The sequence below is a fragment of the Enterococcus sp. DIV0436a genome (assembly GCF_051711605.1).
GTDB lineage: Bacteria > Bacillota > Bacilli > Lactobacillales > Enterococcaceae > Enterococcus_B > Enterococcus_B faecium.
This window is the reverse complement of sequence record NZ_JBIONA010000001.1, coordinates 1,164,017-1,184,357: the sequence shown is the minus strand read 5'-3', so window position 1 is coordinate 1,184,357 and position 20,341 is coordinate 1,164,017. Positions and strand designations below refer to the sequence as shown.

The 20,341-nt window shown below is 38.4% G+C and carries 19 protein-coding genes and 1 riboswitch; of the genes, 1 reads left to right on the top strand and 18 read right to left on the bottom strand.

Going from position 1 to position 20,341, the window contains the following annotated elements:
* Window positions 1–103: 103 nt before the first annotated feature.
* The 4 genes from cmk to IGL15_RS05725 all read right to left on the bottom strand — a co-directional run bounded on the left by cmk (window position 104) and on the right by IGL15_RS05725 (window position 3,955).
* A complete protein-coding gene (gene cmk / locus IGL15_RS05740; RefSeq protein WP_002294405.1) occupies window positions 104–784 on the bottom strand; it encodes a (d)CMP kinase in 681 nt (226 codons plus the stop codon).
* A gap of 48 nt (window positions 785–832) precedes the next feature.
* Window positions 833–1,468 (bottom strand): SAG1386/EF1546 family surface-associated protein, encoded by a 636-nt coding sequence (locus IGL15_RS05735; protein ID WP_002294404.1) that lies wholly within the window; start codon window positions 1,466–1,468, stop codon window positions 833–835.
* A 65-nt stretch (window positions 1,469–1,533) separates the two neighbouring features.
* On the bottom strand, window positions 1,534–2,937 hold the full coding sequence (locus IGL15_RS05730; RefSeq protein WP_002339416.1) for a RecQ family ATP-dependent DNA helicase: 1,404 nt from the start codon (window positions 2,935–2,937) through the stop codon (window positions 1,534–1,536).
* On the bottom strand, window positions 2,924–3,955 hold the full coding sequence (locus tag IGL15_RS05725; RefSeq protein WP_104765465.1) for a helix-turn-helix domain-containing protein: 1,032 nt from the start codon (window positions 3,953–3,955) through the stop codon (window positions 2,924–2,926). The genes IGL15_RS05730 and IGL15_RS05725 overlap by 14 nt, the downstream gene beginning before the upstream one ends.
* Before the next feature lie 30 nt (window positions 3,956–3,985).
* Between IGL15_RS05725 and IGL15_RS05720 the strand changes: the two genes are divergently transcribed.
* Entirely contained in the window at window positions 3,986–4,207 is a 222-nt protein-coding gene (locus tag IGL15_RS05720; RefSeq protein ID WP_002294401.1) for a ferredoxin, read from the top strand.
* Between the two features lie 164 nt (window positions 4,208–4,371).
* Here the strand turns inward: IGL15_RS05720 and IGL15_RS05715 are convergent, their stop codons facing one another.
* The 14 genes from IGL15_RS05715 to dnaG form a co-directional block, all read right to left on the bottom strand.
* The gene (locus IGL15_RS05715) at window positions 4,372–5,109 is read right to left on the bottom strand and encodes a thioesterase (RefSeq protein WP_002294400.1); all 738 of its coding nucleotides are present in this window, start codon (window positions 5,107–5,109) and stop codon (window positions 4,372–4,374) included.
* 153 nt (window positions 5,110–5,262) lie between these two features.
* Complete coding sequence (locus IGL15_RS05710) at window positions 5,263–6,603, bottom strand: M20 family metallopeptidase (RefSeq protein WP_002294399.1); 1,341 nt, start codon at window positions 6,601–6,603, stop codon at window positions 5,263–5,265.
* A gap of 236 nt (window positions 6,604–6,839) precedes the next feature.
* A complete protein-coding gene (locus tag IGL15_RS05705; protein ID WP_002290168.1) occupies window positions 6,840–8,363 on the bottom strand; it encodes a YfcC family protein in 1,524 nt (507 codons plus the stop codon).
* Between the two features lie 377 nt (window positions 8,364–8,740).
* Window positions 8,741–9,352, bottom strand: a complete 612-nt coding sequence (locus tag IGL15_RS05700) for an ECF transporter S component (protein ID WP_002294393.1) — start codon at window positions 9,350–9,352, stop codon at window positions 8,741–8,743.
* A gap of 122 nt (window positions 9,353–9,474) precedes the next feature.
* A riboswitch (FMN riboswitch) is annotated at window positions 9,475–9,599 on the bottom strand.
* Between the two features lie 81 nt (window positions 9,600–9,680).
* Entirely contained in the window at window positions 9,681–10,397 is a 717-nt protein-coding gene (locus tag IGL15_RS05695; RefSeq protein ID WP_002294391.1) for a pseudouridine synthase, read from the bottom strand.
* A 5-nt stretch (window positions 10,398–10,402) separates the two neighbouring features.
* A complete protein-coding gene (gene scpB, locus IGL15_RS05690) occupies window positions 10,403–10,972 on the bottom strand; it encodes an SMC-Scp complex subunit ScpB (RefSeq protein WP_002296975.1) in 570 nt (189 codons plus the stop codon).
* Window positions 10,956–11,726, bottom strand: coding sequence for a segregation/condensation protein A (locus tag IGL15_RS05685; protein ID WP_002298145.1), 771 nt, complete (start codon window positions 11,724–11,726; stop codon window positions 10,956–10,958). The genes scpB and IGL15_RS05685 overlap by 17 nt, the downstream gene beginning before the upstream one ends.
* Entirely contained in the window at window positions 11,723–12,094 is a 372-nt protein-coding gene (locus IGL15_RS05680; RefSeq protein WP_002298147.1) for a GNAT family N-acetyltransferase, read from the bottom strand. Before IGL15_RS05680 ends, IGL15_RS05685 begins: the two co-directional genes overlap by 4 nt.
* Window positions 12,095–12,112: 18 nt before the next feature.
* Window positions 12,113–13,000: a site-specific tyrosine recombinase XerD gene (gene xerD, locus IGL15_RS05675; RefSeq protein WP_002294386.1), complete on the bottom strand. Its 888-nt coding sequence runs from the start codon at window positions 12,998–13,000 to the stop codon at window positions 12,113–12,115.
* A 95-nt stretch (window positions 13,001–13,095) separates the two neighbouring features.
* Window positions 13,096–13,569: a ferric iron uptake transcriptional regulator gene (gene fur, locus IGL15_RS05670; protein ID WP_002294385.1), complete on the bottom strand. Its 474-nt coding sequence runs from the start codon at window positions 13,567–13,569 to the stop codon at window positions 13,096–13,098.
* Window positions 13,570–13,673: 104 nt separating this feature from the next.
* Window positions 13,674–14,537, bottom strand: coding sequence for a virulence factor B family protein (locus tag IGL15_RS05665; protein WP_002290060.1), 864 nt, complete (start codon window positions 14,535–14,537; stop codon window positions 13,674–13,676).
* Between the two features lie 407 nt (window positions 14,538–14,944).
* Window positions 14,945–17,050: a cell division site-positioning protein MapZ family protein gene (locus IGL15_RS05660; RefSeq protein ID WP_104765464.1), complete on the bottom strand. Its 2,106-nt coding sequence runs from the start codon at window positions 17,048–17,050 to the stop codon at window positions 14,945–14,947.
* A 219-nt stretch (window positions 17,051–17,269) separates the two neighbouring features.
* Window positions 17,270–18,379 carry an RNA polymerase sigma factor RpoD gene (gene rpoD, locus IGL15_RS05655; RefSeq protein WP_002289498.1) on the bottom strand — a complete coding sequence of 370 codons (1,110 nt, stop codon included), beginning with the start codon at window positions 18,377–18,379 and terminating at the stop codon, window positions 17,270–17,272.
* 23 nt (window positions 18,380–18,402) lie between these two features.
* Window positions 18,403–20,244, bottom strand: coding sequence for a DNA primase (gene dnaG, locus IGL15_RS05650; protein ID WP_025476769.1), 1,842 nt, complete (start codon window positions 20,242–20,244; stop codon window positions 18,403–18,405).
* Window positions 20,245–20,341 lie beyond the last annotated feature (97 nt).

Genomic DNA, 20,341 nt, shown 5'->3' with positions numbered 1-20,341 from the left:
TAAGTACGGTACTGTTTTTAGTTTAATTGATTATTCAAAAAAAATAAAGCGATTTCGTTCGTTTTCCTTGAAAAAACAATTGTTTTTCATTTTTTTTCTTAATTTAAAAAAGAAGATAACCTTTTTTCAAAACAACAGCTTTTATTGCTGCAACGACTTCTGGAATCGATTTGCCAGTCGTATCGATACGAACAGCATCCTCTGCTTGCTTCAGCGGAGAGACGTCCCTTGTTGAATCATAATGGTCTCTTTCCTGTATCTCTTTCGTCAGTGTTTCAAGATCAGTCGGAATTCCTTTTTCTTGGTTCTCTTTGAAACGTCTTTCTGCACGCTCACTTACGCTTGCTACTAAAAAGATTTTCACTTCTGCATTCGGTAATACAGCTGTCCCGATGTCTCTTCCGTCCATGACAACGCCACCGCGTTCCCCTATTTTTCGTTGGATAGCAACTAATTCTTCTCTGACTTTTCCATGTGCAGAGACTTCAGAAACAGCTTTTGTGACATCTGGTTGACGGATTTCTAAAGTCACATCTTTTGATGCTATGAATACATGCTGTCCATCTTCTTGTTGCGAAAAAGAGATAGGATACTTTTTGATCAGCGAAACTAGCCCTTCTTCATCTGAAAAAGATACATTGTTCGTAATAGCTAAATAAGTTACTGCGCGATACATGGCACCGGTATCTGTATAAATATAATTCAATTCTTTTGCTAATATCTTGGCAACGGTACTTTTCCCAGATGAAGCAGGCCCGTCGATTGCAATACTGATTTGTGTCATGATATAACTCCTTTTTCTCAAAAAAAAAGCCGCAAAGCGCGGCTATTATTATTTAATTCTTAATTCTTGACCAGGGTAAAGCATAAAGTTGTTTGGATCTAAGCCATTCAATTCAAACAATTGATCAGTGGTGATCCCTGCACGCTCAGCCACTTGTTTTGGACCTTCGCCTGCTTGAACAGTCGTTGTTGAACCGGCTGCAGCTGATGAAGAAGGTGTTGTTTCTGCTGCATTGCTGCTTGAATCCCCTGCTTGATAAGTTGCCTCACTTGAGGAAGTCGGTGTTGTCTCTGCTGCAATACTGCTTTCTGACGTTACACCTGTATCTTGAGACACAGTAGATTCTTCCGCGATTGTACTAGATTCTACTGTTGAAGTCTCAGTTGACTCCTCTTTTGTTGTACTTGTAGAACTTTCAACTACTGATGTCGAAGTTTCAGAAGAAGTTGCTGCTGTTGCATTGTTGCTTGATCCATTTCTGATCCAGAAATAAGCACCTGCTGGAATAGCGATACATAAGACCAGTAAAATCAAAAATAGCGAAAGAAATAATGTATTTCCTTTCTTTTGTTGTCTCTGAGAACTTCTTGATGAAACTTCATCATCTGTATCGTAGATTGGTTGTTCCCATGGTTCTTGTGTTTCGTTATTTTCTGTAGATTGATGTCTATCTTTTCTGCTCACTGTTTTACCTCCTAAACTCTATCGTGTGTATTATACCATAGGAAAAAGTGTCTTGTCCTAAAAAATCAATGTTCCATGTTTTTTTTAAATAAATTTAGTAAAATCGTTTCCCAATGAAGTTGTTCAGTCTTAGAAAAAAGCTTCCTCTTTGGCAGAAGTTCTGCTTTTGCTCCATCAATATCACAACAATTCTGCGGCTTTTCGGAGAGTTTTTCGCCAAAATAAGCTAAGATGAATTTTCTGCGGCAGTTTTCTTCATTAATATAGCGAAGCATCTGCTGCAGGCGGAATTCTTTTTCTTTTTCCTGACGTTTGAGCCGTTCCACCCAATTTTCTGGTTTTTCAGACTGCTGGATCAGCTCCATCCATTTTTTTTGCAGCTCATCAAAGGGAGCTTGCTCTGTGGCATATTCCAAATAAAGCTCAAAACTTTGTCGCTGTTCTCTAGAAAGTTGATTAAAGAAATAATGGATACGTTCATCCCCACTTTGATAAAAAAGAATTGCTGCACTTTCTTCCTGATCTCTGCCTGCACGACCGATTTCTTGTACATAGTTTTCTAGACTGTCTGGCAAATCATAATGGACCACATAACGGATATCAGATTTATCGATCCCCATACCAAATGCATTCGTAGCAATGAGAAACTGCAGCTGATTTTTTACAAACTGCTGTTGAAGTTGTCTTCTTTGAGCTGCATCAAGACCGCCGTGATAGTATCCAACTGTAAAACGTTCCCTGAATAAATGATACAATCGTTCGACTTCTTTTTTTGTTGCACAATAAATGATTGCCGCTCCTTGTGCTCTTTCCATGAAGTGTTCAAGTTCTTGTTCTTTTTGCTGCGTTTTCCGAACAAAAAGCGAGATATTTTGCCGATTGACTGATTGTCTGATCTCTTTTGGTGGTCGATCAAATAGTACATGACGTATATCTCTTGCTACTAAATCTGTTGCTGTCGCCGTTAGTGCCAGTGTGACCGGGTTTCCTAAAAGCTTTCGGATTTTTCCTAACTGTTGATATTCTGGACGGAAATCAACTCCCCATTGAGACACGCAATGAGCCTCATCTACTACATATAACGCAATATTTTGTTTTTTCAGATGCTCTAAAAGAGAAGGATTAGTCAACATTTCGGGACTCAAAAACAAAAATTTATATTGCGATAGATGACGGAGGACGTATCTTCTTTCAGATTGCGAAAGTAAACTATTGAAAGCAGTTACTCGTTTCTCCCCTCGTTTTTGTAATTGCGTCACTTGATCTTCCATTAGAGAAAGCAGCGGTGACACGATGATGACCAGACCTTCCATTAAATACCCCGTCAATTGATAGCAAAGGCTTTTTCCCGTTCCTGTAGGCAAAATAGCGAGAGTATCTTCTCCATCAAGCAACGCCTGAATAATTTCTTCTTGGCCGGGACGAAATGAATCAAATCCAAAATATTTTTTTAATTCATTTATTAACATTCTGTATCGCTTCCTTTCTCAATAGATAGATTTGATACAAACGAAATTCTCCATAATCTAATTGTCCATCTACATTCCATTCGCTAAAGCGCCACTCTCGCACGGAATCCTTATTTGGTTCCAAACGTTCGATTGTTTCTGCAGAGAGAATCCGCTCGTATGGAAAATCATCAAAAAACAAGGCCCACTCAATAAGATGATCTGTTACTGTTCCTCTTTTTAAATGACGGATTGCCATGATCTGGTCAATTGTCTGACCATTCATAAACATCTGCTTGGTGATCATCATGCTTTGATTGAAATTTTGCTGTAATAATGAATCGATCAAAGTGTGCCAAAGCGAATCTGGCCGTTTTTCGATTTGTGCTAACAAAAGGTGGATACATCTGCTTTGTTGCAGATAAACCGCTGACTCATCATCGTTTTTTGCCAGCTGATAAGGAAGCAGCCCTATTCGCTCATTTCCAGATAATTGGTTAGCTAAAAAATCTGCTGCTTCTTCTGGTATCTCCGAAAACAGCTGCACCAAACTCTCATACGCAGTATCAATCAAAATTTCACGTGGCAATTGGCTTTCACTAAGCCATTTTTTTAGTTGGAAAGTATAAAAAGGACTTGTCTCTGCTGGAAGATAGTCTTGAATACCCGTTGCCAGATTAGAAATTACTTGAACAGCAAATTTAATGAGCCGCCAACTAGTTTCCCCTGTTCTGCCATAGCGGTCAAAACGCAAACCAGTATGTTCTATTTGATGTTCGGACAACATATCAGCCCCTGCAGGCGTTAGCTTTGCTTCATTTTCATTTATTTCGATCCAACCTTGCTGCGCAATTTTTTGCAAAATTTGATAAAACTTATCCTGCTTCAATTCTGGAAAACTGTTATGGATAAACAAAAGTTCGTGGGTAAATCCATAAATAAGTACTGAAGTCGTTCGTTTTCCCACAAGGAGTTGGTAAAGAGAACTAATCCGCAGCTTGTGTCCTGATGAAAATAGCGATAAAATAAAAACAATCATATTATTCTCCTTAAGTTAGGATGGTTAGAAATGTCACTACTATGTAAACTTGTACCTGAACGCTGTATTGCATGCGGTCTTTGTCAAATCGAAGCGCCAGATATTTTCGATTATGATGAAGAAGGAATCGTTTTATTTGCCCAAGAACCAGAGGCTCATCAACAGTTCGTGATGCCGGAAGAAGAAACATATGTAAAAAAAGCGTATCAAAAATGTCCAGTTCGAGCGATTTTATTAGAAAATAAAATATAAATATAAACGAAACTTTAAAAACGTACACTAAGTTCTCTAAACTTGAAAATAAGCCGGGATCTGTTTCTCTTGTTCCGTGAAATCCCGACTTATTTTGAAAGATTCATTTGCTATCTATAGTTAATTGACTAGTTTTTTCACGGACCCTATAGGACCCATTTATATTATTTCAACTTTTTCAGCCAGTTTTCCAATGTATTGACGATCACAGTTTGCTGGTCTGCGTTAGAAATTTCTGCCTCTCCATCTCCTTTTTGCTCACCATAGCTGCCAAAACCTCCATGATTTCCGCCATTGATTGATACATACTCTGTTCTTTCCGGTAAATACTGCTTAGCTTCTTGATAAGCTTCCTGATTCAATACTTTATCTTTTGTCGCCGTGATCGATAAAACAGGGACAGCTGATTCTGTCAATGTTCCTTTTTTGTCGGGATAACTTGCCATGAAGAATACCCCTTTTAAATGTTTGTCTGAATGATTCTTATTGACATAACGACTTGCCATTACGCCACCTAATGAATGGCCACCGATCACATAATCGGAATTTGGAAAATCTTCTTTGACCTTATCCGCTTTGTTTCCGCCCATCACTGCTAGATCAAGTGGCATTTTGACAATAGCGACTGAAAAGCCGTTTTTTGCTAAATCTTGCGCCCAAATACTATAACTTTCTGGCTCTACGAGAGCACCAGGATAAAAAATAAGTAATGGAGACTTTCCATGATTCTTTTTCTCTCCTTCAAAAAATAAGTAATCTTCTTTGTTTTTTCCTTCTTTTACCAACACTTGCGCTTCTGACGATGGTTCGTACGTATTTTGCTGTATATAGTAATAACCGGCTCCACCGAGTAATCCTAAAATGATGACTAAGCCAATTAGTATTCGTCTAAATATTTTCACTTTCTCCCACCTTTTCTATCCGAGTGACCCCTTTTTCTTAATCAAGTATGATTATACCTTAAAAAAAATAAGAGAGAAATGCAAACTTTCCAGCATCAAATAAAAAAAGACGGAATATCCATTTGAATATCCGCCCTTTTTGTATGTTTATTTTTATTTAGCACATAAACGATACACAGCTTCTGCATAAATTTCCATTGCTTTATACATACTACTTAATTCCCATCGTTCATTCGCCTGGTGCATAAAGTCAGGAGTATCAGGGAACATCGCACCGAATGCCACACACTGGTTCATCGTACGAGCAAAAGTAGCGCCGCCTGATACAAACGGTTCAGTCATGTCTCCAGTAATATCGCGATATGTCCCCAATAGATTTTTCACTAACTCACTGTCTAGTGGCACGTATAATGAATCAAGGAAGTCAAATTCTTCATAAGTCAACCCATATTTTTCTGCTGTTTTAGTTAATTTAGCTACTAAATCATCTTTCTTGAATGTAACAGGGATTCTCATATCTACACCGATTTTTGTTTGTTCTGGTGTGATTTCCAAACTTGCAAAGTTCATCGTTAGCTCGCCGGATTGTTCATCTTCTGTTTTGCCCACGACAGCTTCACCAGTTGCATTTTCTTGAACTAATTTTCCTAAGAAATTGATTGGGCCAAAATCGAATACTTCTGAAAGAGCAATTGCCAGACGAGAAATAGCATTCACTCCTTGCGCTGCATCTTTCGCGTGGATACTTTTACCAAGAACGACGATGCCTTCACCTTGTTCTTCGAAATCGAATTCGTGTTTTTTCAATGCTTCTTTTACTTCAGAAAGCTTTTCTCCAGAGTAAGGAGCTGCATCAGGAACAACATTCAACGCTCCTCCAGCTTTTACAGAAAACTCGTTCGTTCCTGGTCCTGTCAAGTAAGCTTGCAATAAGCCTTTTTCTGCATAAATTAAAGGAAATTCAGCATCTGGCGCAAATCCTTGCGTAATTCCTTCTTCTTTTTCGTTATATTTTTCTAAACAACGCCATAAATTTTCTTCATCTGTACCAAAGATAAAACGAATACGTGTCTTGAATTCCACGCCAGCATCAATCAAAGCTTTGACGGCATACATTGCCGCAATAGAAGGACCTTTGTCATCTTGGGATCCGCGACCAACTAACCAGCCGTCTTTTATAGTTGGATCGAATGGTTTTGTTTCCCAATTATTTTCGTCCCCTGCTGGAACAACGTCCATATGACACAAGATACCGAATAATTCATCTCCAGAGCCAATCTCTGAATAACCGTAATAGCCTTCTGGATCTTTAAATGTTCTAAATCCTAGCTTTTCACTGATTTCCAATACTTTATCCAAAGCTTCAATCACTTTTTTACCGAAGGGATGTCCTTGTCCTGAATCTGCTTCATCTAGTACGGAAGGAATTCGGATCAATTCGCTCAATGATTCTAATGCTTGTTCATGATGTTGTTCTGTCACAAATTTTTTCATGATATTATCCTCCTAATATGTTAAAAAGGGTCATGTCAAATTCCTCCGACACAACCTCTTCTTCTCAAATAATGACGTTTTAAGCCTGCTCCATCAGCAAGCAGAATGTTCTTAACAAATGATGAAAGAAAAAACACTCACTGAATGGAGCTATTGACTTGTCCACGTGCTTATCGATAGCCGTTTATCGGTTTCTTCATTCTTATGATAGACCTTGTACCTGTATTTGTCTAGGTTTAGAACATTGCTGCTACACCTAGGATCACACAGATGGCTACAAATAATATCGCAATTAATTTACCGGTAAATTTCCACCACACTGAAACATCGAAACGAGCAATTGCTACAGCACCCATTACGATAGCAGATGTTGGTGTAATTAAGTTTACTAAACCAGATGCAGATTGATAAGCAGTGATTACTAAATCCTTACCGACGCCGGCAAATTCACCCATAGGTCCCATGATTCCCATTGTTGCAGCAGCTAAGCCGGAAGTTGAAGGAATCAAGAATGACATAGGGATATAGAAAATAAATGTAATAATGATGAATACACTTGAAGATAATGAACTTAATCCTTGTTCGCCCCAATGTAAGATGGTGTCTGTGATTAATCCATTGTTCATAACCACTTGGATACCACGAGCAACAGCTACTACGATTGCTACACCGATCAAATCAGAAGCACCAGCTAAAAATTCAGAGACAAATTCAGACTCTTTCATGCCATAAGTGATTGCTACTACGATGGACATTACTAAGAATAACATAGTAATTTCTGGGAAGTACCAGTCACCTAATGGAAGCATGCTTTTACCTAGAACAGTACCTAGTACCGGAAGGTTTGTTAACCAGTTTGTCAATGATTCAAAAATCGTGAAATTCGCATTCAAGGTTGTCCAAGGAATCAAACTGATGATCATGATACCAAAAGTAATAAAGAACAATACATTAACATGTTTTTGTTTTTTCGTGATTACTTCTTGACGACCGATTGCTTCAATATCGAAATGCTTCATATCTTCTTTACGTTGGTTGTATACTAATGATTTTGTTGGATCTTTTTCGATCTTTGATGCATAACGATACACATATACAATAGAAATAGCTAACAAAATAACGAACATCAAGAATCGAAGACCAATACCTTCACCCATCGAAATCCCAACAGCTTGTGAAGCTACGCCTGTTGCAAAAGGATTTACCGTTGAAGCTAGACAGCCTACTTGAGACCCTACTAATACGATTGCTACTGCTACTACTGTATCAAAGCCTACAGCCATCATAACTGGGATCAGTAAAGCATAGAATGGAATCGTTTCTTCTGCCATTCCGTAAGTAGAGCCGCCTAATGCAAATAACAGCATCAATACTGGAATAAGCATTTTTTCTTTTCCTTTGAATTTCTTCACAACTGAAGCAATCCCGGCATCTAGTGCCCCTGTTTTGTTGATAATACCTAAAAATCCACCAACAACCAAAATGAAGAAAGAGATTGGGATTGCAGCAGGTGTTTCTTTAGTTAGCTCCCCCGCTGGTACACCTAACATCCCATTGATTGGCGCCATGAAAATATCCCACAGCCCTTGAGGATTTTGTTGTACTCGTTCATATGATCCAGCGACGATGTTGCCTGCATCGTCTACACTATAGTGCCCAGCTGGTATAAACCAAGTAAGTACAGCGATTACTGCAATAATAATAAATAAGACCGTATACGCTGAAGGCATTTGAAATTTTTTCTTTTTTGTTTGTTCCATCTTCTTCTTCCTTTCTTTTCCGTTAGAGACAACAATTTTGGCTCTAATGTTATTTTATCAAAAAGAGTATCAGAACAAAAATAATAACACGCATTTTGTAAAACTTTTGTTCAAAAAGTTCGTTTTTCCCTATTCCCTCCTCTTTTTTCAGGTTTTTAAAGCTTTCTTCTTTTTCATTGTAGCGTTTCCTTTTTTTTATAAACAAACATTTTCGTCTTTTAAAAGGAGAAGAATTTCACATTTGTAAAGAATTGATTGATTTTTATGCATAAATCAAAAAAATACTCAAAACAAACAAATAAAACGTTTACATTATTGCATGTCTTGTATTTTTTTCCAAAAAAAAAGACCAAGAAATTTCTTGATCTTTTTGATATTTATTTGACTGCTGTATGACGTTGTTCGAACTGATGTTGTTTTCGACTTAACCATGGAAGAAGTTGCGCATGCAGCACTAAAAAGACAGCGCTCACGATGAATCCTTTGATCAAGTTGAAAGGAACGATCCCAATCAGTACATAGTTTGCTAAAGACATGCCTAGCATCTGTGTTGCGTTCAGTCCTAAAAACATTAAGTAAAGAGGCGTAATAACGAAATAATTTGCGATACTCATAAAAATAGTTAGAGCGATGGTTCCTGTAATGACACCTAAAAATTTGTTTCTTCCTTTATGCTGTTTCTTTACACTAAAGAAATAATAAATCGGGAATGTAAAGATCGTTGTTGATAAGAAACTAGCAGTGTCTCCTACCAAATTATCCGGAGAAAAACCTGTAGTCAGCAGATGTAATACTGAACGCAAGAACGCTGTTGCAACTCCGGCCGCTGGACCGAATAAGAACATGCTGATCAATACCGGGATATCACTAAAATCGATCTTCAAAAAACTAAAAGCCGGCATGATCGGAAAAGCAAAATACTGTAAAACTAACGCGATCGCAGCAAACATCGCTACTGCAACCATTTTCTGTACACGGGTGTTCTTCATTTGAAATCCTCCTGTTAGGACTCCTCTTCAGCGAACTTTTTGACGTTTCTCTCCAAATGAAAAAACTCTATTTTCCAGGGAAAATAGAGTTAGAGTTATTTGATCAAGCGTCGTCAAATAAGCTCTATCTTCTTTATCCAGACTATACTGTCGGTATCGGAATTTCACCGATTCAGCTATTTTTTGCAAAATAGGTCGTGGACTATAACCACCGGTCGGGAATTTCACCCTGCCCCTGAAGACGAACCTTATATAATTTTTGTTTACATATTCATTATACATATCTATTCAAAAAACGCAACATCTAACACTTATAAAAAGTAAGTGTTCATTTTGAGTGGTTCAGCAAACTGCTGACTTCTTTTTTGTTCAGTTCACGGTAATCCCCAGGACGTAGGCCTTGTAAAGTCAGATCTCCGTATTTTTCACGTTTTAGTTTTTGCACAGGAAGACCAACTGCTTGAAGCATATTTTTCACTTGATGATTACGTCCTTCGTGGATCGTCAATTCCACGATACTGTGGTTTGTCTTAGGATCCACTGATAAAATTTGGAATTTAGCTGGAGATGTTTTTCGTCCTTCGATCTTTATTCCTTTTGTCAAAGGTGCAAGCATCGATTTTGTAGCGATCCCTTTTACCTTTGCAACGTAAACTTTATCCACTTCATGTTTTGGATGTGTCAGGCGCTGAGCAAAATCTCCATCATTTGTCAGTAGCAAGATCCCCGAAGTATCGTAATCCAGTCGACCTACAGGATAGATACGTTCTTTTACCATCGGCAAAAGATCCGTAACAACTTTTCTTCCTTTGTCATCTGCAACAGCAGAAATAACTCCTTTAGGTTTGTACAATAAATAATAACCGTATTCTTCTTGATAAATTGGGACTTCATCCACTTCCACAGTGTCATGTTTCCCAACTTTTATCCCTAATTCCCTTACAACTTGTCCGTTTACTTTTACACGTCCTGCAAGGATGAATTCTTCTGCTTTTCGACGAGAAGTGATGCCAGCGTGGGCAATTACTTTCTGCAATCTTTCCATTACAATTATTCTCCTTTATTCATTCCATCAAAGAATAGATCTGGTGACACGTCTTCTTCAAGTGAAATTTCCATTTCTTGTGTATCAGGCAGTTCTTCTAATGATTTCAAACCAAAATAATCTAAGAAGTAGCCAGTTGTTCCATATAATATCGGCCGACCTGGCCCTTCTACTCTACCTTTTTCTTCAATCAGTTTATGGGCAGCTAGACGCTGTACCGCTCCTGAAACCTGAACTCCTCGAATCTGCTCGATTTCAGCTCTTGTGATTGGCTGTTTATAAGCGATGATTGCTAAGGTTTCGACAGCGGCTTGAGATAATGTGTTTGATGTCCCTTGCGCATATCGCTTAAGTAAGGGAGCCAGCTCTTTTTTAGTCGTTAATACATAATGGCTTTCCGTTTCAAAAATATGCAAAGCTGAGTGCGAGTTTTGAGTGTAAGATTCTTTTAATTCTTTCACTAAACTTGTGACTTCTGCTTCGCTGAGATTTAACAGTCCGCTTAATTCTTCATTACTGATCCCTTCCTCGCCAACAATAAAAAGAAGGGCTTCAAGTTCACTTAATTTCGTCATGTTCGGTATCTCCTACTGCTGGATAAAGCATAATTGATTCATAGTTTTCTTTTTGTTGCGCAATGATCTGCCCTTTTTTCATCAATTCTAGCAAAGCCATAAAAGTAGTGACAACTTCACTTTTAGAAGGTGACTCAAAAAAAGAATCGAAAGTACAGCCATGCGCATTTCTTTTTATACGCTCTTCGATAAATACCATTCGTTCTTCGATCGTTGTGTCATCGGGCGTGATCGTTTTTTCCACTTTTTGAGAAAATTTCTTACGTTCTAAGATTTTCTGCATGGCACGGATCAAATCGATTTTTTTGACTTGTCCTCGCTTCAACGGCTTTTCAGCATCCGCTAACCCATCGATGTTCATAGGTTCTTTTGTGTAATAAAGACTTCGTTCCTCTGCTTTTTCTGTCAGTCTTTCAGCTGCATATTTATATTTACGGTATTCTAAAAGCTGAGTGACCAATTCTTCTCGAGGATCTTCTTCCCATAATTCTTCATCATCTGTGACGAATTCTTGGACAGGAAGCAATGTCTTGCTTTTGATTGCCATCAATGTAGCAGCCATCACTAAGTATTCTCCTGCAACAGCTAGCTCTAGTGTTTTCATTGTATGGATATAATTCATATATTGCTCCGTGATCGTAGCGATCGGTATATCATATATATCGATTTCCATTTGCTGAATCAGATGAAGCAGCAGATCGAGAGGACCCTCGAATACATCTAATTTAATATTGATCTCCGTCAACTCATTCACTCTTTCTTCTTTTTCTTTGCTAGCCATTTTCCAATGTAAGGCTCTGTGATTTCAGTTGCACGGATGGAGACATCCGGGTACTTTTCCTGTAATTCATCTAACATTTGAAAGCCCATATTCTCACCGCGATAAGACGGATTCAAAGAAATGTCATGGATGATCAGCTGATCGTTCGTTGCCCAGTAAACACCAATAATCCCTTGAATGTTGGTTGAACCTTCTGGCGTAAAGAAAAAAAGTTCATAATCGTCTTCAGATTCGTACGTATCAATCTCCTTCAACAAAGAAGTTTTACCTGTCAGTTTCTTATGGAAACTCAATAGTCCCATAGCAATTTTACGGTTTTCTTTCCGGTAATGTGTTAACATCTTCTCACCTTCCTATGACTAAGCCCTTGGAAAATGCTGCTTATAAACATCCGTCATTCTTTTCTTCGTGATATGTGTATAAATCTGAGTCGTAGAGATATCCGCGTGACCTAACAATTCCTGTACTGTCCGCAAATCAGCTCCATTTTCTAGCAGATGTGTGGCAAAGCTATGCCGCAGCGTATGTGGTGTTACTTCTTTGTAAATCCCAGCCTCTCGTACTAGCTGCTTCAGATTTTTCCAGATTCCTTGCCGAGAAAGACCTTTCCCATGATTATTGACAAATACATGCATTTCAGATGCGTCCTTTACAAGTAATGGACGTGCTTCGTCTAAGTAGCGTTCCAGCCATTGGATCGCATAATCACCTAAAGGAATGATCCGCTCTTTATCTCCTTTTCCAACTGTCTGTACCAGTCCAAGAGAAAGATGAAGATCTCCCAATTTCAATCCAATCAATTCACTGACGCGCATCCCTGTAGCATACATGACTTCCAAGATTGCACGATCTCTTATCCCTAACGTTTTTGTCGTATCAGGTGCTTCAATCAGCTTTTCTACTTCTGTCAGAGTCAATGTACTTGGTAATTTCTGTGCTTTCTTCGGCGTATCGATATGTTGCATCGGATCATGATCAGTGATACGCTCTTGCCGTAAAAACTGATGGAATCTTCTGAGACTTGAGATCATCCGAGTAACAGTTGCTGTCGCTTTTTTTTCTTCATGCAACTTCTCCAGAAAACGGATGACTAAAAAGCGATCGACATCCTGCCATGAAGCAATTTTCTGCTCCTGTAGAAAATGCAAGTACTGTTCCAAATCACGTTCATAGCTTTGTCGTGTATTGGCGGACAATCCCCGTTCAATATTCAAGTAGTGGAGATAATCGTTGATTTGCTCTTTCATAATAATCCCCCTCATGCCTCTCTATCATATCAGATACCGCTTCATTCTGATAGTCTTTTTCCATAATCTGAGCAAAGAAAAAGCCGTCTAGACACTCAGACGGACTGGTTTCTTTTTTCTTTTTCATAGCATTCCTGACAGATTCCATGGAACGTTAGCCGATGATCTTTTACTAAAAAATGATAACGTTCTTCTACTACTTGCTCCACTTCAAGTAAAAGATCCTCTTCTACTTCCTCGATCGTGCCGCAGTTCAAGCATAGTAAATGATGATGGAAATGTTTGGCGCCTTCTTTTCTCAAATCATAACGGGCTAATCCATCATTAAAACTTACTTTATCGACAATTTTCAATTCTGTCAAGATTTCAAGGGTTCGATAAACAGTAGCAAGTCCAATTTCCGGACTCTTTTTTTTCACTAAAAAGAAGATTTCTTCTGCAGATAAATGCTCTTTCTCATTTTCCAAAAGCACAAGCAGAGTAGCTTCTCTTTGCGGTGTCAGCTTAAACCCCGCTTCATGTAGCTGCTGTTTTGTTTTTTTCATCGCCGAAATAGCATTCATGACCATTTACTCAACCCCAACAATTTATAATAATTACAAATAAAAAAAGATATAACACTATGTTAATTAAAATTATTATAAGCTAGTTAAGAAAAACATGCAAGGGATTCTCAATTAGATTTTTTGACTAGTTTTGTCACACCGTTTTCTTGTGTAATCAATCCTTGTTTCAAAAGATTACCTAATGCGCGCTTAAATGCTCCTTTGCTGATACCAAAAGCTTTCATGATTTCTTCTGGATCCGATTTATCTGTAAAGTTGATTTGCTGATCTGCAGAACGTTCTAAAATGGTTAAAATCATTTGTGCATCATCTGATATAGCTTCATATGCTCTTGGCTTCAATGAAAGATTCAGTACACCGTCTGGTCGGACACCAATCACTCGACCTTTTATCTGCTCGCCTAGACGAGGTTCATTATATCGTTCAGAAGGATGGATAAACCCAAGATAGAAATCTTCCGTTAAAACGTACGTACCTGTTAATTTCAAGCGGTATGCTGTTCCTATCACATCTTTGTTTTTCATTTCTTCTGTTCCATATTTGCTTAAAGATTTGAATATTTTTTCATCTGCTAAACTGCCCCAAATACGGTCTTTTGCATCAACTCTAAGGGAAATCATCAAGCGATCCCCTTTTTTAGGCCATAGCTCTGTCATTGTCGGCAATTCATCAAGAGATACGACAAAGTCTTTATCTGGAAGACCGATATCGACAAACGCACCTAAATCTTTTCGTGTAGCAGTAACGATTCCAAAAGCGTAATGACCGATACGGCTTTTAGGAATTTGTGTAGTGATCCGATTTTCATGTTTTTGATTTTGGTAACCGAATCCTTCAACTGCTTCACCGATTTTGTGTTCACCTTCTGATTTGCTTAAGCCAAAGGTTTGTCCGTTTTTTTGGACAAAGTAGTTTTTTTCATTTTCATCAATAATAATACCTGTAAATATAGTTGCTAATAAATCGTTCATTTTTTTCTCCCTCTATAGTGAAAGGTTTTCTTAATACATTTCTTTGCTATCATAACATAATGTTTTCTGATTGAATAGCTGACCCTTGCTTAAGGGAAATGAAAAAGGGAGTATGACAAAAATTGTGTCACATTCCCCTTTTTCGAGCAAGCGGTATCCAATCAGTTAGTCTTCGGTACTAGATCAAAAAGCGGGAAAATATGAGAAGCTGATTTTCCTGTTTTTTTCTCTAATACTCAGAATAAAATGCTGATTTTACAATCTCTTTCTTAAACGGTGTTCTCTTGCCAACTCTGACTCACAATTCACAATAGTCAGTCATAAACTATGAGAAGCTGTTTTTTGAAATTGTTCCTTGTTACTCAGAATTAAACGGCAGGCTCACAGCCTCTTTCATTTGCCTAAAATTAATTGCTCCCATTTCCTCCGAACCATCCAGTTTTACAGTTGATGGTTACGATGTAAAATGGCAAAGCACTTTCTCCAATGCCTTTCATCAATGCAGATTTTGTTGAAGTGGCATATAGATTGTAATAGCCTTCCCCATTTTCGATTCTGGCTTTTTCTAATCTGTATCCTCCTTCAACGATATATCCACGTTGGATACATGTAGCAATCACTTTGCTTTGGACACCTGGTGCCCACGTCCATGCTGGATTAGATGCATCGGCAATATCACTTGCTCTGGCAGATTTGATTGGCTGATTCGCTGAGTTTGAAGAGGAAGGGGTCGAGGATGCCGCTTCTTGCTGTGCTGCTTGTGCGACCGCAGCTTGTTGAGCGGCTTGAGCTGCAGCTGCTGCTTGAGCGGCTTGTTTTGCTTGTTCTTCAGCTGCTTTTTTCGCTTCTTCTGCTTTTTTCTTTTCCTCTTCTTCTTTTTTCTCTTTATCAGTGAGCATCTTATCTACTTGTTTCAATTGTTCATTCAACTGAGCAGATAGATCTGTATTTTTCACTTTTTCTACTGCTTCTTTTGCCGTCTTGTATTGGTCGCGTGTTGCTGAATCCACTACTTTTCCGTCTTTAAAGACTATAGCTGTTTTTTCTTTAGCTGTTTGCAATTCAGCATATTGATTTTTAGCTTCTGTTTGTGCTTGTTGAATCAATTTTCCAAAATCTGTGTTATCCGTTTCGATTGCTTGGATCTCTTTATCTGCTTTCAACTTGATGTCATCTGCTAGATGATCATCGACGATGGCAGGTGCTATGAACCACTCATTCACTTTTTGGATATCTCGGATCTTAGATTGGATATCTTGGTAAGTTGTTTCTAACTCTGAATATCCTTTTTCATTCTTAAGACTGGATAAATCATTTTTTAGTTTTGATAAATCTTGATGAATCATATCTGCACGAATAAATTGATGGTGATCATCTGTATAAAAGGCAGCAAGTTTCTCATGAAGTTCTTCCATTTGTTGCTGTCTTTTTGCTTCTGCTGCTACTTCGGCTTCTACTTTTTGATGATGGTCATAATAAGCCCAGCCTCCCCCACCTAGTAGAAGAACTGCTGCTAAAGCGAGATACGGCACTTTTTTTGATTTTTTCTTTTGTGTCTTATCTAAATCTTTTTTTTCTGGGTTTGATTCTTGAGGCGTTTTTTCAGTATTTGGCACGATTGTTATTGGTTCTGTTTCTGCTTCAATCAGCTCAGGCTGGTTCTCTTCTTTTTCTATTTTAGCTTCAAGAGCAGTGCTATCTTCACTTGCAGATTGAGTTTCAGCATCGGCTTCATTATTTATTCCATCCGACTCTGTTGCCTTCTTGTCTGCTTTTTCGAGCATTTCTTTTTTATCTGCTTCCGGCAACCCATTCGATTTCTCGTCTTCTGATTGTTTTTCAGACAATGTTTCAGTTTTTTCCGGGATATCCGTTTTTAGATCATTCGTTTTTAATGATTCTTTACCTGCAGCGTTTACTCCACTAATGTCTTTTTCAGTGTCTTTTTCAGCTTCATGTTCTGGCTCTACTTTGTTTTCCTGTGCAATTTTTTCACTGATCATTTTGAGCAGCTCTTTCGCGTGCTCTTCTTTTGTATCTTCACGATGTGCTTTGATATAAGCGGATAGTATCGAATTTTCTTCCTCATTATCGACGATTTCTTTCAGTTCAGCTACTCTTCTTTTTTGTTTTGATTCAAGCGTTTCTTCTTGATTCTTTCCTGATTCTTCCGAAGTCTCATGAACAGTTGCTTTCTTCTGTTCATTTTTCTCTATATTAGTTACTTGATCGTGAGTAGGTGGTTCTTCGTCTTCTGGTTCTGCTTTTTCGAATAATTCCATTACAGATTCTAGAGGTAAATCTTTCAATTCCGACCATTCGATTGGATCGTTTAATTCTGTATCAGGAAAGACTGCATCTTCAGTTGATTTATCCTGCATAGCTGCATCTGTATTTGTTTCTTCAATTGATTCTTTTATTTGCTGATCTTCTGCAGTTATTTGATGACCGCAGTCTGGACAGATAGTATTCTGCTCCATTTTTTTCGATCCGCAATTTGGACATTTTTTCATCACTTAGCGATCGGCTCCTTTACTAGGTTTACGCTACCATTTAATCTATCATATTCTATACGTCACGCCAATAGCTTATTTTTAGGATTTACTTAAAAATAATGAATGAATTTCCTTCCTATAGAAAAAAAAGCTTGAGACTGCGTAGTCTCAAGCTTTTTTTCTTTTAAAATAAACCAAACAGTTTTACTGATTTCTCTTCTGGTCAATAGTTCATGCTTATTCTAAGAAATCTTTTAATTGTTTTGAACGAGAAGGATGGCGCAATTTTCTTAATGCTTTAGCCTCGATCTGACGAATACGTTCCCGAGTAACACCAAATACTTTCCCTACTTCTTCCAATGTTCTCGTCCGGCCATCATCTAAACCAAAACGTAAACGAAGAACATTTTCCTCCCGGTCAGTCAATGTATCTAGTACATCTTCCAATTGTTCTTTTAGTAACTCATAAGCTGCGTGTTCTGCTGGACTTGTTGCTTCCTGGTCTTCTATGAAATCACCTAAGTGAGAGTCATCTTCTTCACCGATTGGCGTTTCAAGTGAAACAGGTTCTTGCGCGATTTTCAAGATTTCTCGGACTTTTTCTGTTGGAAGATCCATTTCCGCACCGATTTCTTCTGGCGTAGGTTCTCTTCCAAGGTCTTGCAGCAATTGACGTTGGATACGTATCAATTTATTAATTGTTTCAACCATATGAACTGGAATACGGATCGTACGTGCTTGGTCAGCGATTGCTCGAGTGATGGCTTGACGAATCCACCATGTAGCATAGGTTGAAAACTTAAATCCTTTGCGGTAGTCAAATTTTTCAACTGCCTTCATCAGTCCCATGTTTCCTTCTTGGATCAAGTCAAGGAACTGCATACCTCGTCCTACATAACGTTTAGCGATACTTACTACTAAACGAAGGTTTGCTTCTGCCAGACGCTGTTTCGCTTCTTGGTCGCCTTCTTCGATTTTCAATGCTAACGCTACTTCTTCTTCCGCAGTTAAAAGGGAGACACGGCCAATTTCTTTCAGATACATACGAACCGGGTCATTGATTTTTACACCGGTTGGCGCAGATAGATCTTCTGTTTTTGCTTGTTCAGCTTTTTTCTCAGCACTCTTCAAGCTGTGAATTGATGGATCACCATTTTCATCCACCACACTGATACCTGCGTCTTCAATCTTTTGGATCAATTTGTCCATTTCATCTGCATTCAAAGTGAATGGTGTAGCAAGCTGATTGGATAAATCATCATATACAACTTGTCGTTTGGGTTTGTTTTCTTTGATGAAAGCTGCTACTGCTGCTTCATACGTTTTTTTATCTGTTCCATTTGCCATAAAAGAAGGCCCCCCTTGAGTAGCTATTTGGCTTGTTTTAACTGTTTCGTTAAATTGATGATTTCAATCGTCAATTCAAGCTCAAGCTGTTTGTTTCCAGTTCGTCTGGCTTCTTGCTGCATTTGTTTTTTTAATGTTATTTCATCAGCTAAGCCAGATTTGCTGATCACATCTAGCAAGTCTTGGATTTCTCGTGGCGAACTTTCTTCTGCCACCGGTAAATATTCGATTTCCACCACCAACCGCCTTAAATTTTCATCTTGCAAAAAGTCTAAAAACTCTGCAAGGTTGAATTCATAATGTTGTGAGACATATGCATCGAATAAAAAATAAACTTCTGCATATGCATCATGAATAAACTGAAATTCTCGTTCTTTTAAAATATTACGGACAGAAACTTCTTTAAATGCACGATATAATAGAATCTGCTCTGCCTTTTCTACTTGCGTCAATGGTCTCTTTTTTCGTGCAGTTTCTTGTCTCGTAACCTGAGTGTGTTGACTTTCCTGAGGTTCTTGACGATTTTGCTGATTTGTCCTTCGAAGATCGCGCAGTTGTTTTTGTATCGTCTCTCTGCCGATCTGAAACTCTGTTGACAGTTGAGATAGATACATATCTTGTTCGATTGGTGAAACAACTCGACTAAGTTCAACTAGTAATTCTTCGAGGTATTCGATCTTGTCTTTTTCATTATCTAAATTTTTCCCTTGTTTTAAATAACGTGATTTAAAAGTAAAGACTGTTTCGCGCCCATGAGCCACTAATTCTTGGAAAGATGCTTCTCCATACTTACGCAGATATTCATCCGGGTCGAGTTTTTCTGGAACGACTACGACAGAAAGTGCTAAGCGACTGTTTTGCCGAAGCAATTCAATGCCTCGATTGGTTGCTTCAAAACCTGCGTTGTCTCCGTCATAGCAAAAGACCAATTCTTTCGTCAGCTTTTCCATTTGTTGGATCTGTTGAGCTGTTAGACTTGTCCCCATAGAAGCTAATCCAGTTTTGATACCAGCCTGCCATGCAGCAATCACATCCATAAACCCTTCGAACAACAAAATTTCTCCGTTTTTCCGGATATCGCTTCTTGCTTTATCAAGATTAAATAAAACTTGTCTTTTATTGAACAGTTCTGTTTCTGGACTATTCAAGTATTTGGGCTGATCTTTTTCCTGCCCTTTTTCAGGTGCAAGCCAGCGTCCTGAAAAACCGATCGTCTGGCCTTGAGAATTACGAAGTGGAAACATCACTCTTTGATAAAAACGATCAGACATACGGCCATCATCATGCGTGACAAACAATCCAGAGCGTTCTAACAATTCATTTGAAATTGATTCATTCTTGAATACTTGCTGAAGAAAAGAACGCTCATTAGGTGCAAAACCTATGTTGAATTCTTCAATTAATTCTAAAGACAACCCACGATTTTGCAAATATTCTAAAGCTGGCTGTCCAGCTTTTGTATGCAATAGCATGTGATGATAGATTTCCGCTGCTTTTTCATGAGCAGCAATCAGTTTCCCCGTAGCAGATTCAGGATTTTGGACAGCTATAGTACGCTGACGCCATTGATCTTCTAACGGTATCTGTTCGAAGTCTGCCACTTTTACCACTGCTTCTGGAAAACTTAGACCTTCTAGTTCTTGAAGAAAAGTAAACACGTTTCCGCCCTTACCACAACCAAAGCAATGAAAAATCTGCTTGTCTTCTGCAACAGAAAAAGACGGTGTACGTTCTTCATGAAAAGGGCACAGCCCCAAGTAATTTTTACCAGATTTTTTCAACTGGACATATTGTCCAATCACCTCAACGATATTCGTTTGACTGCGTACTGTTTCGATAACCTCTTGAGGAATCCGTTGAGCCATTTTTTCACCCCCTGCTCTATTGATATCTTTTGGGTTTAACAGAAGATATTTCAGGAGAATAACCGGTAAAAAATCGCACTAACTGAAATCAGTGCGA

Excerpts from the sequence above, each read along its gene's own strand:
- cmk (WP_002294405.1), bottom strand. The coding sequence starts at position 784 with ATGACACAAATCAGTATTGCAATCGACGGGCCTGCTTCATCTGGGAAA.
- IGL15_RS05695 (WP_002294391.1), bottom strand. The coding sequence starts at position 10,397 with ATGGAAAGATTGCAGAAAGTAATTGCCCACGCTGGCATCACTTCTCGT.
- IGL15_RS05725 (WP_104765465.1), bottom strand. The coding sequence starts at position 3,955 with ATGATTGTTTTTATTTTATCGCTATTTTCATCAGGACACAAGCTGCGG.
- dnaG (WP_025476769.1), bottom strand. The coding sequence starts at position 20,244 with ATGGCTCAACGGATTCCTCAAGAGGTTATCGAAACAGTACGCAGTCAA.
- IGL15_RS05705 (WP_002290168.1), bottom strand. The coding sequence starts at position 8,363 with ATGGAACAAACAAAAAAGAAAAAATTTCAAATGCCTTCAGCGTATACG.
- IGL15_RS05730 (WP_002339416.1), bottom strand. The coding sequence starts at position 2,937 with ATGTTAATAAATGAATTAAAAAAATATTTTGGATTTGATTCATTTCGT.
- IGL15_RS05680 (WP_002298147.1), bottom strand. The coding sequence starts at position 12,094 with ATGTTAACACATTACCGGAAAGAAAACCGTAAAATTGCTATGGGACTA.
- IGL15_RS05700 (WP_002294393.1), bottom strand. The coding sequence starts at position 9,352 with ATGAAGAACACCCGTGTACAGAAAATGGTTGCAGTAGCGATGTTTGCT.
- rpoD (WP_002289498.1), bottom strand. The coding sequence starts at position 18,379 with ATGGCAAATGGAACAGATAAAAAAACGTATGAAGCAGCAGTAGCAGCT.
- IGL15_RS05710 (WP_002294399.1), bottom strand. The coding sequence starts at position 6,603 with ATGAAAAAATTTGTGACAGAACAACATCATGAACAAGCATTAGAATCA.
- xerD (WP_002294386.1), bottom strand. The coding sequence starts at position 13,000 with ATGAAAGAGCAAATCAACGATTATCTCCACTACTTGAATATTGAACGG.
- IGL15_RS05720 (WP_002294401.1), top strand. The coding sequence starts at position 3,986 with ATGTCACTACTATGTAAACTTGTACCTGAACGCTGTATTGCATGCGGT.
- IGL15_RS05660 (WP_104765464.1), bottom strand. The coding sequence starts at position 17,050 with ATGAAAAAATGTCCAAATTGCGGATCGAAAAAAATGGAGCAGAATACT.
- scpB (WP_002296975.1), bottom strand. The coding sequence starts at position 10,972 with ATGACGAAATTAAGTGAACTTGAAGCCCTTCTTTTTATTGTTGGCGAG.
- IGL15_RS05665 (WP_002290060.1), bottom strand. The coding sequence starts at position 14,537 with ATGAACGATTTATTAGCAACTATATTTACAGGTATTATTATTGATGAA.
- fur (WP_002294385.1), bottom strand. The coding sequence starts at position 13,569 with ATGGTCATGAATGCTATTTCGGCGATGAAAAAAACAAAACAGCAGCTA.